This window comes from Cupriavidus basilensis (assembly GCF_029335485.1).
Lineage (GTDB): Bacteria > Pseudomonadota > Gammaproteobacteria > Burkholderiales > Burkholderiaceae > Cupriavidus > Cupriavidus basilensis_E.
The window spans coordinates 1-14,619 of record NZ_JARJLM010000455.1; the positions used below are offsets into that span (position 1 = coordinate 1).

The 14,619-nt window shown below is 59.8% G+C and carries 9 protein-coding genes and 1 pseudogene; 3 read left to right on the top strand and 7 right to left on the bottom strand.

Features of this window, described 5'->3' with window-relative positions; genetic code table 11:
• Nucleotides 1-153: NAD(P)(+) transhydrogenase (Re/Si-specific) subunit beta (locus P3W85_RS27570; protein WP_276267116.1), on the top strand; the 153-nt coding region annotated here is incomplete at its 5' end.
• Between the two features lie 1,913 nt (nt 154-2,066).
• Here P3W85_RS27570 and P3W85_RS27575 read toward each other — a convergent pair.
• Nucleotides 2,067-3,158, bottom strand: a complete 1,092-nt coding sequence (locus tag P3W85_RS27575) for a porin (RefSeq protein WP_276267087.1) — start codon at nt 3,156-3,158, stop codon at nt 2,067-2,069.
• Nucleotides 3,159-3,673: 515 nt separating this feature from the next.
• On the opposite strand from P3W85_RS27575, the pseudogene P3W85_RS27580 reads away from it, so the two are divergent.
• Nucleotides 3,674-4,464: pseudogene (locus tag P3W85_RS27580) on the top strand (transposase); the annotation flags it as partial.
• Between the two features lie 91 nt (nt 4,465-4,555).
• On the opposite strand, the gene P3W85_RS27585 reads toward P3W85_RS27580, so the two are convergent.
• From P3W85_RS27585 to P3W85_RS27605, 4 genes are all read right to left on the bottom strand, one after another.
• Nucleotides 4,556-5,746, bottom strand: coding sequence for an iron-containing alcohol dehydrogenase family protein (locus P3W85_RS27585; RefSeq protein ID WP_276267088.1), 1,191 nt, complete (start codon nt 5,744-5,746; stop codon nt 4,556-4,558).
• A 1,097-nt stretch (nt 5,747-6,843) separates the two neighbouring features.
• Nucleotides 6,844-8,133 carry a CaiB/BaiF CoA transferase family protein gene (locus tag P3W85_RS27595; protein WP_276267089.1) on the bottom strand — a complete coding sequence of 430 codons (1,290 nt, stop codon included), beginning with the start codon at nt 8,131-8,133 and terminating at the stop codon, nt 6,844-6,846.
• 171 nt (nt 8,134-8,304) lie between these two features.
• Nucleotides 8,305-9,273 carry a Bug family tripartite tricarboxylate transporter substrate binding protein gene (locus P3W85_RS27600; protein ID WP_276267090.1) on the bottom strand — a complete coding sequence of 323 codons (969 nt, stop codon included), beginning with the start codon at nt 9,271-9,273 and terminating at the stop codon, nt 8,305-8,307.
• 297 nt (nt 9,274-9,570) lie between these two features.
• The gene (locus tag P3W85_RS27605; protein ID WP_276267091.1) at nt 9,571-10,497 is read right to left on the bottom strand and encodes a LysR substrate-binding domain-containing protein; all 927 of its coding nucleotides are present in this window, start codon (nt 10,495-10,497) and stop codon (nt 9,571-9,573) included.
• A 646-nt stretch (nt 10,498-11,143) separates the two neighbouring features.
• Between P3W85_RS27605 and P3W85_RS27610 the strand changes: the two genes are divergently transcribed.
• Nucleotides 11,144-12,070 carry a LysR substrate-binding domain-containing protein gene (locus P3W85_RS27610; protein ID WP_276267092.1) on the top strand — a complete coding sequence of 309 codons (927 nt, stop codon included), beginning with the start codon at nt 11,144-11,146 and terminating at the stop codon, nt 12,068-12,070.
• 20 nt (nt 12,071-12,090) lie between these two features.
• Here the strand turns inward: P3W85_RS27610 and P3W85_RS27615 are convergent, their stop codons facing one another.
• Together P3W85_RS27615 and P3W85_RS27620 are read right to left on the bottom strand one after the other, a co-directional pair.
• Nucleotides 12,091-12,924 carry an enoyl-CoA hydratase gene (locus tag P3W85_RS27615; protein WP_276267093.1) on the bottom strand — a complete coding sequence of 278 codons (834 nt, stop codon included), beginning with the start codon at nt 12,922-12,924 and terminating at the stop codon, nt 12,091-12,093.
• A gap of 635 nt (nt 12,925-13,559) precedes the next feature.
• Nucleotides 13,560-14,591 carry an amidohydrolase family protein gene (locus P3W85_RS27620; RefSeq protein WP_276267094.1) on the bottom strand — a complete coding sequence of 344 codons (1,032 nt, stop codon included), beginning with the start codon at nt 14,589-14,591 and terminating at the stop codon, nt 13,560-13,562.
• Nucleotides 14,592-14,619 lie beyond the last annotated feature (28 nt).

Genomic DNA, 14,619 nt, shown 5'->3' on the forward strand with positions numbered 1-14,619 from the left:
GCCTACAAGGCCAAGACCATCATCGTGAACAAGCGTTCGATGGCCGCCGGCTACGCGGGCCTGGACAATGACCTGTTCTACATGGACAGAACGATGATGGTATTTGGTGATGCCAAGAAGGTCGTAGAGGAGATGGGCAAGGCCGTCGCTTGATGTTCTGAGGGCCTCGGGTCTGGTAAGCGGCGCTCCCGATTGCAGCGTTTCCGGCCGACCTACGCTCACAGCATTCCGCCCTCCTTTTCTCTGCCTGCTCTACAGCCAGGGGTTCAAGCGATGGCGGATGGAGGTCACTCGCAAGAGTGGCCGTTGGCAAATGAAGCCTGCTGCGGCGGCCTTGCGCGATTTGCATCAGCTACTCATGAGCGAGGTTTTCGACGAACCTCGCCGGACGGTTCCTACATCGTCCGGGAAAATCCCAAAAGATCCTTCCCAAAGGTAGTTCAAGCAGACCAGCAGTCGCCGTCGCAGGCACCGCGCAGAATGAGTATGACGTTCGACACCGTCGAACTGCGCGGAAAGAGCGCGGCGCAGCGCACAAAAGCACTCGCACATCTTGCCAGCCGGCTAATGCTGGCCGCCGGCTGCGGCGCAGCAAAGGGGGGATAACGATGACGAATGCCGATCGTTCGCCCTACGGTACTTAACCGCGAGGCAGTGGTCTGTGTCAGACAGCCGATGCAGGCACAAGTCCGGATGAACCTTGAAAGCCAGCGCCGACTGTACGAACTGGTCGAAGAAGCGAAGCACCGGAGAGTCCGCGACATTGAGGTGATCGACGACGACCTCGATCGCTCAATGAGCAGCATGGTGGCCAGGCCTGACTTTGCACGTCTCGTTGCGTGGCTTTGTGGCGGAGAGATCGGAACGGCGCTGTGTCTAGATGCGTCGCAGCTCGCGCGCAACGGGCCACGAAATCATCCGCGTACCGCAAGTGGTAGGCCCAGAGGGTACTCGTTCGCTAGTAGAGGCGATGCCACTGATCCCTGCGGTGTGCCTGAGTCACGGACGCTGACGAGAACGCCCCCTTGAGCCACCTGCGAACAAGGCTGATGACGTGTTGATCGCCAATCCGGTGCTCGATGATCCAGTCGAGCTATTCCTCGCTAACTGAGTCAAGGAAGCCCCGAAGAACGGAACCCAGAATCTAGTACACCGGGGTGCGGATGAGAACCGTTGCCAACGCGTCCCGCGCATCATGCTGACTACGCCCAGGACAGAACCCGTACACCTCGACCACGGAGCGCTGGAAGATCTTGTCTTCCAGCGCGGCGATCCCCAGTGGGTGCTGTTTGCCGGCCCACTTTGCATGTGCTGCCGCCAAACGGGTCCTGCACGATACGCTCCCCTGAGACGTGCGTGTGCAGATGCGGAGATACTGTTCCAGCCCTCCCTCATAGTGCCACCACGCATGCCATCCACTCCCGCAGATGCGTTGCGTTTGATCGCATAGAACAACTCCCGAAGCCGCTCCAGCGTGACGTGGTGCAGCAGCGCTGTGAGCCGCTCCCTTCTCCCGCTGGCTCGTAGCTTGCCTGCCGTACACGTTCTAGTCCCTGTGACACGCTTGCCCAGTTCTGCGCCTTGTACGTGTTGCACTGCCCCGTGTTCCCCTTGCTCCTCACCCCTCGTTCTACCCCCTCCGTAGCCGATTTCCGGGCGTTGTTCGCAGGCTTCCTCGCTACTACTGCAGAGTCCAACTTCTCCCGTCCGTTCATCATTGGCTACGGCTCCTCGCCTTCCCAATGCTGACCAGCCCATGCTGCGACCGGCCAGACGGGAGATCTCCCGGTTCCCGAGCAAGGAGCGGCCGTGCGTGCCAGGGCCTTTGACCACGCCGGGTCGTCGAGGCGCTCGCACGCCCCTCCATGTTGCCTTCCGCGTTCTGAATCGCGTCGCCCCCCGGAATAGCACAACTATCGTGGCTCAATGGCTGACCCACACAGTCCCCTACCGACGCTTCGCCGACCACCTCACGGCGGCTTGCGCACGACGGGGCCGATGTGGTCCACTATTCCTTCATCGTAGTGGACTTGCACCTCCTACGCCTTATCGATCTCCGGGCACCCTCAGAACTTGTGACGTAAGCCGACCACTACGCCAACTTGGTTCGCACCCGGCTGCACCGTGCCAAAGCCCCAGCTGCCAGATCCAATCCCAAGGTTTGATCCGTGGCGGTTCTTCGCGTAGCCTACGGTCAGATAGGCATCCGTGCGCTTTGAGAACTCATAGTCCGCCGAGCCAACAAACAGCCACGGATCAGCGTTGGTACCTGAGAAATCCTGATAGTAAGCAGCAGCGGCAAGCGTGAGCGCGCCCACGACATTCCAGCGTGCACCGGTCCACCAGAGATTCGAGCGTTGATTGCTCTGCGCCGGTGCACCAGGCAGGAGGGCCCCACCATAGGCTTTGCCCCAACGGTAGCCGGCATAAACTGTGGCCTTCCCGAAGGCATAGGTGCCCGCGAGCGTGGCACGCCGCGTCGTGGCATCCGGTGTCACAGTGACTGTCCCGCTGTTAAGTTCATCGTACGCAGCGGTAATGCTTAGATTGTTTGCCGAATACACAATGTTGCCGCCAAACTCCCGGCCGAGCTTGGGCTGCCCTGGCACCTCGCTGCCGCCTACTTTGCCGCTATCCGCGCCGAAGCTATACATTGCGGATGTCTTGACTGGACCAAAGGCCCCCACATACTTTATGGTGTTGTCTGCCCGCGCTGCGAACTGGGCGTCTTGGGCCAGCAGTGAGTAGCGCGGCACGATGAACATCGGGTCGATGCTACCGGCAACATCAAAGATTGGACCATTTTGGCGACCAATTAGGACCTCGCCCCATTCGTTCTTCAGACCCACATACGCGGCACGGCCAAAGAGACGGCCACCCTGGGAAGATTTTCCTGTGTCAGACTCAAAGCCACTTTCCAGCACAAACAGTCCTTTCAGCCCCCCGCCCAAGTCTTCGACACCGCGCAGGCCCCATCGCGAACCGGCCACGTTTGCTGTGGTCAGACGAACCACGTCGTGTCCGCCTCCTGGCTGATTGTTGGCGTACTCGATGCCGGTGTCGATGACTCCATACAACGTCACGTTCGATTGGGCCTGCGCACCAGCCGAGGCTGCCAAGGCGATCATCGAAAGCACAGCCTTTTGTTTCAAATTCATTCCATCTCCTTTCCCACTAGCTCTTTCATTCTTCGATATTGTTTGTTTGGCCGGACCCAGTTACTGCCCATTTCTCTGGCAGTACCTGAGCGTATCGAATTACTCCTCCTATTTCCGACCATCTATATCCCTCGCAAGATCGGAGACCGACAGGAAACAACAAATACATAACCTGTTCGAATCCGGATGAATACGTGGACGCATAGCAACCAGCAATCTCCATGCCAAGATCGAATTTTGGGGAAGCGCGCCGCTACAGCCCCGTGCCGCGCCTTGTGGGAGAAGAATGTCTCTCTCCGTATCCGTTGTGTACGTCGAAAACGCACGTTGTGTTTGATAAAAACAAAAGCCACTCTGCGAAATAAGCCGGCTCGATCTTGATATGGCCTCCTGAATATCATCACCTTCATGCATAACAGCTAGCAGGCTGCTGAAGTACCTCGACCCCGAGTCAGCGCATCGACGTATCGAAACGTTGATTTGAGAACTCGACACCATTCACTCTTCGAAATCGCATGCGCGGCACAGACACCTTTATTGAAAGCTTGTTCACCATGCGGCGGCTGGACGATTTCGTGCCCAAGTCCCATCCACTTCGCCCGATCCGCACCATGGAATCAGGCCTTGGCGAAGATGGATCGGCTGTTCGCGGGGATGTATGAAGTCGACATCAAGGGCAGTCGCCCGAGCATCGCGCATCCGGTCCGAGCGCCAACTGATGGAGCAGACGCAGTACAACCTGCTGTTTCGCTGGTTCAACGGGTTGTCGATGGACGACGCAGTCTGGGTGCCCACGGTCTTCAACCGGGCGCGCGAGCACTTCAGCGTGGACGGTACACTGATTCAGGCGTGGGCTGGCCATAAGAGCTTTGTTCGCAAGGATGGCAGCGACCGCGACGGCGATAGCGGCGACTTCAGGAGGGACAAGCGCAGCAACGACACCCATCAGTCCAGGACCGATCCGGATGCGAAGCTCTATCGCAAAGGCAAGACTGGCAGTGAGCTGCGCTACATGGGCCATACCCTGAGCGGCAACCGCCACGGCCTGGAGATCAGCGCCCTGATGAGCACCGCCGATGGACACGCCGAGCGCGAGGCTGCTAAGGTCATGCTCAACGACGCCCGGCAGCCAACGGTCGACCCGGACACCGAAATCACAGTGGGTGCAGACAAGGGTTACGACGCGCAGGAGTTTATTGAGGCCTGCCTGGAGATGAAGGTGACGCCGCATGTGGCGCAGAACACCTCGGGTTGGCGCTCGGCGGTTCCTGATGCCATTGCCCGCAGCGAGGGATATGCCATCTCGTAGCATAAGCGCGATCTGCTAGACCAAGTCGATTCAATATTTCAGGGTGGGCGGTAAGTTAAGCGGACCTCCGCAGCGCTCGCCGCATTTGCTACCAGGCTGCCTCAAGGATCGCCAACACTTCACTCGCACCCGACACCCGCCGGGAGTTGCGGCTGATGAACCAGTCCGACATCGCGGCATCGGCGATGTGGACGAGGTCGACCTGGGCCACGCCGATGTCTTGCAAGCGGCGGGGAAGGGACAGCTTCGCAAGAAAGATCTCCAGGACCTCGACTGCCCGCTCGGAGCCGACCTGCTGCAATTCACCGGCAGCAGAGACAGAGCGCAAACCCTCCACAATTCTGTCAGCGCTGTGCAGCGCCGTGGGTGCATTGAATCGCATCGTGTGTGGCAGGACGATGGCGTTCACGATTCCGTTCGCGACTTTGCTTCGATGCCCGATCGCATGGGCTAGGACCGAAGCAAGCCCGCCTCCGGATTGTTCTGTTCCTCGGCCGCAGAGCACCGCCGCGATCGCCAGGCACTCACGACTCGGGACGTTTTCGAGAGACATGCCGTCCAGGTTCTGCGCTATCAGCCGCAGAGAATGCATCAGCATGGCTTCGGAAATCGGGTCGCATTTCGGCGACTCTAGCGCTTCCACGGCGGTGGACAGTGTGTTAAGGCTTGCACTCTGGACGAGTTCGGCCGGCGACGTCCGAAGGAACTCCGGATGCAGGAAGAGCGCCTTGGCCCGCGTCTTTGGATCAAACAGGGCAAGTCTGTGCCCGGTATCTGAATCGTGGATGGCACTTCCGGCCTTGACGTAGGCTGTGCTTGGCGTTGTAGGCACCACGAACTGGGGTAACTTGGGAGCATTCAATCGGGGGCTTTCGAATTGGCCACCTGGCGTTCGCCGAGTGCACAGATCTTGCACTGGGAGCTTCTCCGCCAGCAGGATGCTGGCGGCGCGCGCCGTGACCGCCGCCGAGCCGCCACCTATCGCGATGACAGCGTCTGCCCCCAGCTCGCCTAGCATCCGCGCAGTCTGCTCGACGGCGGGTACCGGACTGTTGGACCGCACCGTGTTGCATTCCCCGACCAGTAGCGGGCCCAGCGTGTTGCGCAGCAGGTCCATGGCATTCGAGTTGCTCACGGACCGTCCGCAGACCACTACCGCCCGGCGGCAACCGCCACGTTGAAGCTCTCGCTGCAAGGCAACAAGGCTATCTGCCCCACAAAAAAGCCGCAGTTCGGCGGCCACATGCTGAAATGGCAATGAGGAGGAATTCGTAGTCATGAGTGTTGGTCCTTGACGCCACGGACAATCGTGGCCCACAGGGCCTCTCGCAATCGACATGCCAGGGCCGCCCGTCGAAGGCGTCGCGAGGTGCACATGCACTAGTGTCCTCATGAAAAACATCGACTCCACAGCAGTGTCGACACGGCGCACATTCGACCTATGGTGCTGGGCAACAAGGGCTAGACTCTAGACGCTCCAGAATCTGTCGCTCTACCGCGCCGCCATGTCGCTTCCTGCGTCGCCTGACGGCACGTCCGGCTTCGTTGTAGAGACGAAAGAACCGCTTGTGAGTAGCATGAACGCCGTCGCGGCGAACCAGCGCGTGCAGGCACGGATCGCCGAGCCGGCGCCGCTCGCTGGCCCATTCGATCAATCTGGTCTGCATTTTGGGATAGCCCCGTCGCCCCCTCAGGCACAAGGCGAGATCTCCCAGGTAAGAGCGCACACTTTCATCACCTAACCGCCGCATCTACGCCTCCTGAACCTTGACCACAAGAGCGCCGCAGTATTGCACCCGGCCCCACTTCGCTCACTGTGTCAGCTTGCGGGAGGACTTGCACTCCAGAAGTGCGCCCATGCCGGGCGCAAAAAAAACCCAGCCCGGAGGCTGGGGTATGAATTCCCGGTGAGGCAACGATTCCACCACCAGGCTGGAGACACCTCTTCAAGCAGATCTTCTAGCGAATGTCTTTCCCGAACATCTCCGGCGACGATCAACGCCCCCCTCCGCAATGAATCGCCGGACGCTGGCGGCACCGATTCCACCGCCGGGCGCCGGTCACCACGATAGTCTTCCCCGCAAAACGCCTCATTCTCCGGCCCAACTCTTGTATTTGCAGCGCAGCGAATCCCCACGTCGCTGGAGCCATAGCCTGGCACGCTTTGCGCGCCGCGCGGGGTAATCACCATGCTTGCTACCGCAATAGTCATGCCAGTCTATTGTGCCTATGCTCGCGAGGCAGGATGCATTCGACATCTCGACGCAGGTTTCACTCATTCATCTGAAGCTTGACTGCGCGAAAAAAGTCCCGCACCGACTTTCTGGACGGCGCCGCTCAACCAAAGGCCTTGCCGCCTGAAAGAGGCGCGTATGGTCAAAAGACACCGGCGGCCTTCCAAGCTTGCAGAGCCTCGTCGGAAAATCCAAGCCAGTCTCGGTAGACGAGTTCATTGTGCTGGCCGAGGCAAGGCGCAGCCGTGCGGGTTCCGTATTCGGTCTCATGAAAGCGAATCGGCAGACCCATAGTTTTCAAGTCCGGCATGACACCCAGCGCGGGATGCGAAAGATTCACAACTTCCTGCCGCTCGTTGACCGCTGGGTCGTTCAAGGCCTCGGACGGACTGCGCACCTTCGCCACGGGAATACCAGCCTTCAGCATTCTCGCTTCCACTTCGTCGCGGGTTTGCTCACCGCACCAAGCATCGACCGCGGCCACAATTTCCGCATTGCGCTGACTGCGTGCCGACAGCGTAGCGTAACGCGGATCCTCGACCCACTCCGCGCGGCCCATCATCCGGAACAGCGCGTGGGCGAACGTGTCGTGGGTCCCCGCCGCCGTCGCGATATAGCCGTCGCGGCAACGAAACACACCGAAGGGCGTTGACCTGACGTTAAAGTTTCCGGTCCGGGTTGGCTGCCCGAGCCGCTCCAGCGCCTGCCATTCCTCGCTGGCAAGGAAGGCGGTCAGCGTTCCCAGCATCGAGATGTCGACGTACTCGCCACGACCGGTCTGCCCGCGTCGAAACAGCGCAGCATTGATACCCATCACGGCGAACAGCGGCGCGACGGTATCGGCGACCGACATGCCCACGCGGACCGGCGGCTGGCCTTCCTCGCCGCTGGCCAACATCATTCCACTCAACGCCTGGATCACCACGTCGAGCGCCTTTCTCCCGGACATGGCGCTTGCGCCAAATCCACTGATGGAGCAATAGACGATGCGCGGGTTGATGACACGGGTCGCTGCATAACCGATGCCGAGGCGGTCGGCTGTCCCGCCCGAGTAGTTCTCGATCACGACGTCGGCTCGGCTGGCAAGCTCACGGTAGATCGTCATCGCCTCGGGGCGCTTGAGATTCAGGGTGACGCTGTGTTTGCCTCGCGCGCGATTGAGGATTGGCACCGACATCGCATCAGGATGTTCGCGCCACATCGTTAAGCCGCCGTCCGGCCCGATGAAGGGCGCGAACCCGCGCACTGCATCGCCCTTGATCTCTTCGATTTTGATCACGGTGGCACCCATCGCCGCGAGAAGGTAGGTCGCCATGGGGCCAGACTTGTGCGTCGTGAAGTCGAGAACCACAACGCCTTCAAGGGGCCCTCGATTGGTGCCAGCGAAGGGTTGCTGTGGGTTTTCTCCCTTTGGACTGATGGACGATGTCATATATTTCTCTGAAATTTGTTAGCTACGGCATCCGGTCGGGACCAGGTCAACTTGGCGCCCGCCCGCCGACCGTTCGTCGTCTCATGCACGCATCAGCGGCGCAGCCAAGGTCGCAGTCGGCCTTGGCAAGCAGATCGTCCATCGCGCGAGGGACGGCGATTCTACAAATGCCTACTGTTTTGAAATTCCGAGTTCCTCTGCCAGCTTCGCGAACTCAGCTTGTTCTCGCTTCAGCGATTCCATGTATTCCTCCGGCGAGACGGGCACGAACTCCGCACCGTCCGGCTCGAATCGCTCGCGCACTTCCCGGCTTGCGATGGCGCCCTGCAATGCAGCCGCAAGCTTTTTCACGATGAACTTTGGCGTTGCCGCCGGAGCGAGCAATCCGATCGTAACGTAGGAGCTGAAGCCCGGCATGCCTTGCTCGGCAATGGTCGGTACATCGGGAAACGCTGATAATCGATTGGTCGAAGTCATTCCCAATGCACGAAGCCGTCCAGCGCGCATATGACCCGCACTGCTACCGACAGCGTCAAAAATCATCGTCACACGCCCGGAGATCACATCAGGCATGGCAGCCGCAATTCCTTTGTATGGCACATGCATCAGATTCAAACCTGCGCGTTGGAGAAACATCTGTTCTGCCATGTAGGGCGATGTTCCCACTCCCCCGGACGCGAAGCTGAGGCTCTTTGGATTCGACGTGCCGCGCGCTATGAAGTCCTTGGCAGATTTGTCAGGCTGCGCTGCGCCAACGAGCATTACGTACGGCGAACGGATGTAGGGGCCAATGCCAACGAAATCCTTCAGTTCGTAGCCCGCATCAAGCTTGATTGCCGCCTGAATCGAGATGGTGTTCGATGCGGAAAGCAAGGTGTAGCCATCGGCCGGTGCGGCCTTTACGTAGCGGGTGCCCAGCAATGTGTCCGCACCCGGCTTGTTCTCCACCGTAACCGGCTGCCCTAACCTTTCGCTCATCTTCTGTGCCACGACCCGGACGGCGATATCCGCCAGTCCACCGGGGGCCGATGGCACCACAATGCGTATGGGCTTGGTCGGATACTCCTCTGCGGCAGTACCCGCCAGCGCGAATGTGGCAATGCTGACGCTGACGAATGCTCTCTTCAGAAATGTTCTCATTTTGTCTCCTTACCAAGCCTCTCTCAGCGGAACCCGGACCAGGTAGATGGTCGTTGCGTCAGCTGCCACTGTCGAATTCTGATTCGTTGGGCGTCTCTTACCGGATGGAATGCATCGTGGTCCAAGAGTGAGCCGTTCTTGGTTCATCCCTCCAGGGTAGACCTGCAAGAGAACCTGACCACGCCGCCCAACAGGTGGTAGAACGCAACATGGGGCAGCAACCCGGTCATGCCGCGCAGGCCAACGCCGAGCCAAAGGCCATCTCAATCACTGGTCACCGGCCGGTTCGCCTTTGGGCTACACCGACGCCCCCATGTGTGCCTCAAGCACGCTTTGGTCAAGCGCGGGACTGAGCTCTGCAATAAAGTCGAACAGATACTTCTTCAGATTGCCGTGGCGACGCAAGAGAATGACGGAGACCGCTGGATCGAACAGGTATGCTACGTCTCGCACGGCCAGACCGATATCCTTGCCCGGTGAGTACGTAAACGCGGGAATCACACCGACGCCGAGTCCCGCTCCAACGTAGGTCTTGATGACGTCGGCGTCCAGCGCCTCGACAGTGACCTTGACCTCTATCCCTGCTTTTTGAAAGCTGCGAGCAACTTGGGCGCCCTGAGGCCGAGAAGGCGACTGTATGACGAGCGGATACCGGGCAATGGCCTCCAAGCCAAAATTTCTCTCGTTCTGCAGGGGATGTCCCGTCGGCATCACGAGCAGCTGCGACGACGAGAGAAAAGGTACTGCCACAGTATCCCTTGGCAGGTCGTTGGGTCTGTGAGTCACGCCCAGGCTGGCCATACCATCCCGAACCAATCCGGCGACTTCATCGGGGTTGCCCATACGTACCTTGATGGAAAGCAATGGACAACGGCGACGGAAAGCCATGATGGCCGGAAGGAGAACATAGTTCGCATGCGCGTGGCTGGTCGCCACCTCAATCGTCCTCCGCCCCTTGCTTGCACCTACATGCCCCAGCTCTTTGATGTGGCCCGAGCAACGAACTGCGCGTCTTGCCCAGCCAAGAACACGCTCTCCTACCTCCGTCAGCGCTACCGGACGACCGCCCTGTCGCAACAGCAGAGCCTCGCCAAGATCCTTTTCGAACTGCTGCAGCTGTTTGCTAACCGCCGGCTGCGTGGCGTGCAAAAAATCTGCGGCGCGAGAGATGTTGAAGTTCGCGTCCACGACGGCACAGAGGCATTGCAGTTGGCGGAGATTCATTAGTAGCGCGCAGCGTTCGAAACCCTGATGAGCCAGGAGGCTTGGCGCACCTTGTAACCCTCTGAAGCTACGTCCAAGTCGGGATGCCCCCAAGCGACCGGAGTGCGGCCTCCAGCTTGCCATGTCCCGTAATCGGGCGGCGCATCCACCCGATGAGAGTTCCAACGCCGCAGTCCCACATTCCCGTCCTTGCGCATCAAACGGCTTCAGGTCGGGGGCAGGTCGCTTCCCATGCAATAAGTGTGCGCGGTGAATGCGATGATTCGACGGCTCTGGGAAAAACCGTTGCTCACGCCCTGAAGATCTTGACGGGCTATTAGGCCCTCGGCGGCGAGACATCGACTGAACACTCGACATGCAACCACTGTCCGCGAAGAAGACAGCTATGACGTCAGCGCAGACACCATTGTTCGTGCTCTCGGCATTTCCAAAGGAATGACAGGACTAATTCTTGGCACGGGCATTGCTCTTCGAGGTTGCAGCGGCGTTCGCGGCCAGCCGACCGCGGGGAGCAGCGACCGACACACGCCTCGTAGAATTGCTGATACCTCTCGCCAACCCCGCGCTTCAAGACATCGCGGCCCTAAACCCAGCTTGATTCGATTGGGCCCCAAAGCTAGCATCTATGGCCCTTGAGATGTAGACCATGAACTTCCGACAGCTGCAATGCCTCTGTGCGGTGGCCGACGCCGACTTCAATCTTTCCCGCGCTGCCTCCGCACTGAATGTCACACAGCCTGCGATCAGCAAACAATTGCGGCAGCTTTCGGATGAGTTGGGGACGGATCTCCTGCTACGACAAAGCGGTAGGCCGGTGGCCCTGACCGAGGAAGGAAAACAGGCACTCGCCTGGGGACGTCAGGTATTGCAATGCATGGAAAACATCCGCGTGGTGACGGGCAAAGGAGCCAGCGAAGCCCGTAGCACGATTTTTCTTGCGACCAGCCACACCCACGCCAGTTATCTCCTCCTTCCGGCGATCGTGGCGTTCAGTTGCTCATTTCCGAGCGTCCAGATCAATGTACAGCTGGGTACGCCAAACCAGGTCGCTGACCTCGTACGCGACGGCAAGGCAACGGTCGGTGTGACCCACCTACCCGAAGAACTGCCCACAGAAGTTGTGGCGGCGCAGTTCCTGAGCTCACCCCGCTTGCTGATCCTTCCTCCCGGCCATGCCCTTCTGAAGGAAAGAGACTTGACACTGGAGAAACTTGCACGGTACCCGTTGATCCTTCAGTACTCATCCCGGGCGCTGGGTCCACGAATTCTGCGAAAATTCCAGCAGGCAGAGCTGCAGGTCGACGTCGCAGTCGAGGCTCTCGATGCAGACGTCATCAAGAACTTCGTTGAAGCAGAACTCGGCTTGGGCATCATCCCCGCGTTTGCCTATTCGCCTGCGAAGGACCATCAGCTTCGCGCACGCAATGTCGGCCACCTGTTCGATGCATCCGAATCCGCAGTGCTGCTGCGTCGCCACAGCCAACTTCCGAAACACGTGTACCAATTTCTTGAAGTGCTAGACCCGGCCCTGAAACCGCTGAGGGTCGAACCCATGGTACTGGAAGGCATTTAGCACGTGCGTCCTTCCCCCCCTCACGCGCCCACGAACACGGGTCTTCTCTTCTCCAGGAAAGCAGCGCGACCTTCGCGGTAGTCTGCACTGTCCATGCAACGGCGCATGTGCTCGGCAATCGCGAACAGATCTCTCGCTTGCGGAGCTTTGCGAAGCTGCTCGAACGAGTGCTTCGCAGCCATCACCGACAGCGGTGCGTTGTCGGCAATCGTGCGAGCGATTTCCAGCGTCTCAGCGACGACATCTATTTCAGCGAGCACGTCCACCAGCCCCATGGATAAAGCTTCCGCCGCGCTGAACCGTCGCGCGGTGTAGAGCATCAGGCTTGCGCGCGCCGTGCCCACCGCCTCTACGAGTCGCTCCATGGCCTCGAAGGCGTAAGCAATTCCCAACCTAGCCGCCGGCACGCCGAATATTGCATCGCTCGCCGAGACCCGAAAGTCCGCCAGGAGCGCGGTGGCTAGGCCTCCACCGAGACAATAGCCCTCGATGCAGGCAATGCTAGGCTTGGAAAATGCCACCATCTTCTCGCGCCCGCGCCCTGCAATGCGCGCAAACTCCGCATTTGCCTCTGCGTTGTTGCGGCGTTCCGCGAACTGGCTGATATCGTTGCCTGACGTGAACGCTTCTCCGCCCGCGCCGCCATACACGACGACACGCACCTCGTCGTCCGCCGTGAAGAGGTCGATGGCCGAGCATACGCCATCCCACATCTCCAGATTGACCGCATTGCGCTTATCGGGCTGGTTGAACAACATCACGCCCACGCCTCCCATTCTCCCGGCCAGCAACTTGCCGTCGGCATAACTGCCCACGACCTGCATCTCATCTTCGAATCTCGTCGCTGTGTTCATGGCTTCCATCCCTGCGAAATGAGGCCAATTATGCGAGACCCAACCGGGGTAGTAAAGCTTCCAGTCGTTTGAGCACTCAAACGATTTGGACCGGCAGTTCCTCGTGGCAAGAGCAACCCAAGCAAAGCGAACTGGACGTTTTCCCGAGGACGCCCCGGATCCGCTTGCGGGAACCTCCACCGCAGCAAACACTCGCTAAGGCTGCGACCTCAAAACCGCAGACGGCCGATTCCTTGCCGAGCAGGTGAATGCCGGGATGACTCCGACGCCGAGTCCGAAACCCACATAAGTCTTGATCACGTCCACGTCGAGCGCGATCGATTCTTGGAGTTCCGCCGTGCTGCCCACTTCTCTTCCGATACGCAATGCGCTTCTTGGAATCTACGATGTACGATGCACAGCGTCCGCAGAATTGGCTCCGGAACATCTGAAGAGTGGGACGCCTTCTACTGTAGCTTTGGACCGATATTGCGGTGGTCGGCGTGGACATCAGAGTCGCATGCCCCAGGGTCCAGGGCAGTGCCGCATTTTCCGCTCGGTGTGCCAGCCCACCGTGTGCCCGGCGCCTTGCGATCGGTGGCACGTACGAGCCGGTTATCCGGCGGGGCCTGGTAAAAATGTCCGACTTCCCAGGTTCAGAGGCGATACGTGCGCCGGGCGGTTCCCTCAAATAAACACCGACGCTCCGCGGGGGACAGGTCGGACGTGATCCGCTTGAAAACGTTCCAGAGTGTCACATAGTCACAGAGTTTTCTGTCCACAGGGAAATTGCTCTCGAACATGCACCGGTCGGGGCCGAGGGTTTCGATGCAGAAGCGCAGCTCAGGCCCCCAGTAGGCGGCAATGTGCTCCGAAGAGCGCGGTCCGTCAAACAGCTTCTGCTCGGCGGCGGCGCGCCGTCCGATGCCGCCCAGTTTCAGGACAATATTGTGGTGCTCAGCGACTTTTTTCAGACCGGCACTCCATTCGGCCATCACCTCCGCTCTGCGTCGCTCGTACGGTCCGGTCGCCGCCGGGCCACCGAGGTGGCAAAGCACGATCGTCAGATCAGGATGCGCGCGCGCCAGCATGGAAAGCTCGGACAATTGGTGAAAGTAGCGCAAGGTTTCGAATATCAGCCCGCGCCGCGAGAGCTCAGCAACGCCCTTGCCGAAGGCGTCGTTGAGAAGGAGGCCAGCCGGCGGCTTGCGCGGCGTGTAGTACACGCCTGGGTTCGGGTCCCACGACACCGAATGACGGATACCCTTGAAGCGGGCTCCGCCGGCGGCACGGTGGGCATCGAGCACTTCTCCAACGTCGGCACCGAGCGTCATGTCGGCGTGCCCGATGATGCCGCTCATCAGGCGGTCATCCGACACCTGTGACATGACCCATTCGACCTCGCCGACGGGTCTGACATGCGCAGGACCCTCCGTTCGGTAGTTCGAGAAGCATTCAAGGTAGACCGTCTTGACGATGTTGTGGCCGCCGGCGACATCGCGGCCGAAGTCATCGAGCGAATACGGTGTCCATTGGTGCAAGGGAGCACCTTGGCCGACCTGCTGGCCGGGGCCGCCAGCTGACGATACCGTCACCAACTTCTCGGGCCAGAGATGGTGGTGGGTGTCAATGATGGGCAGTTCGGGCTCGAGGGCGACTTCTGTATGGCGGTGCATTGGCTTTGTCATGAGCATGCCAATCGATTGATGGGCAGGA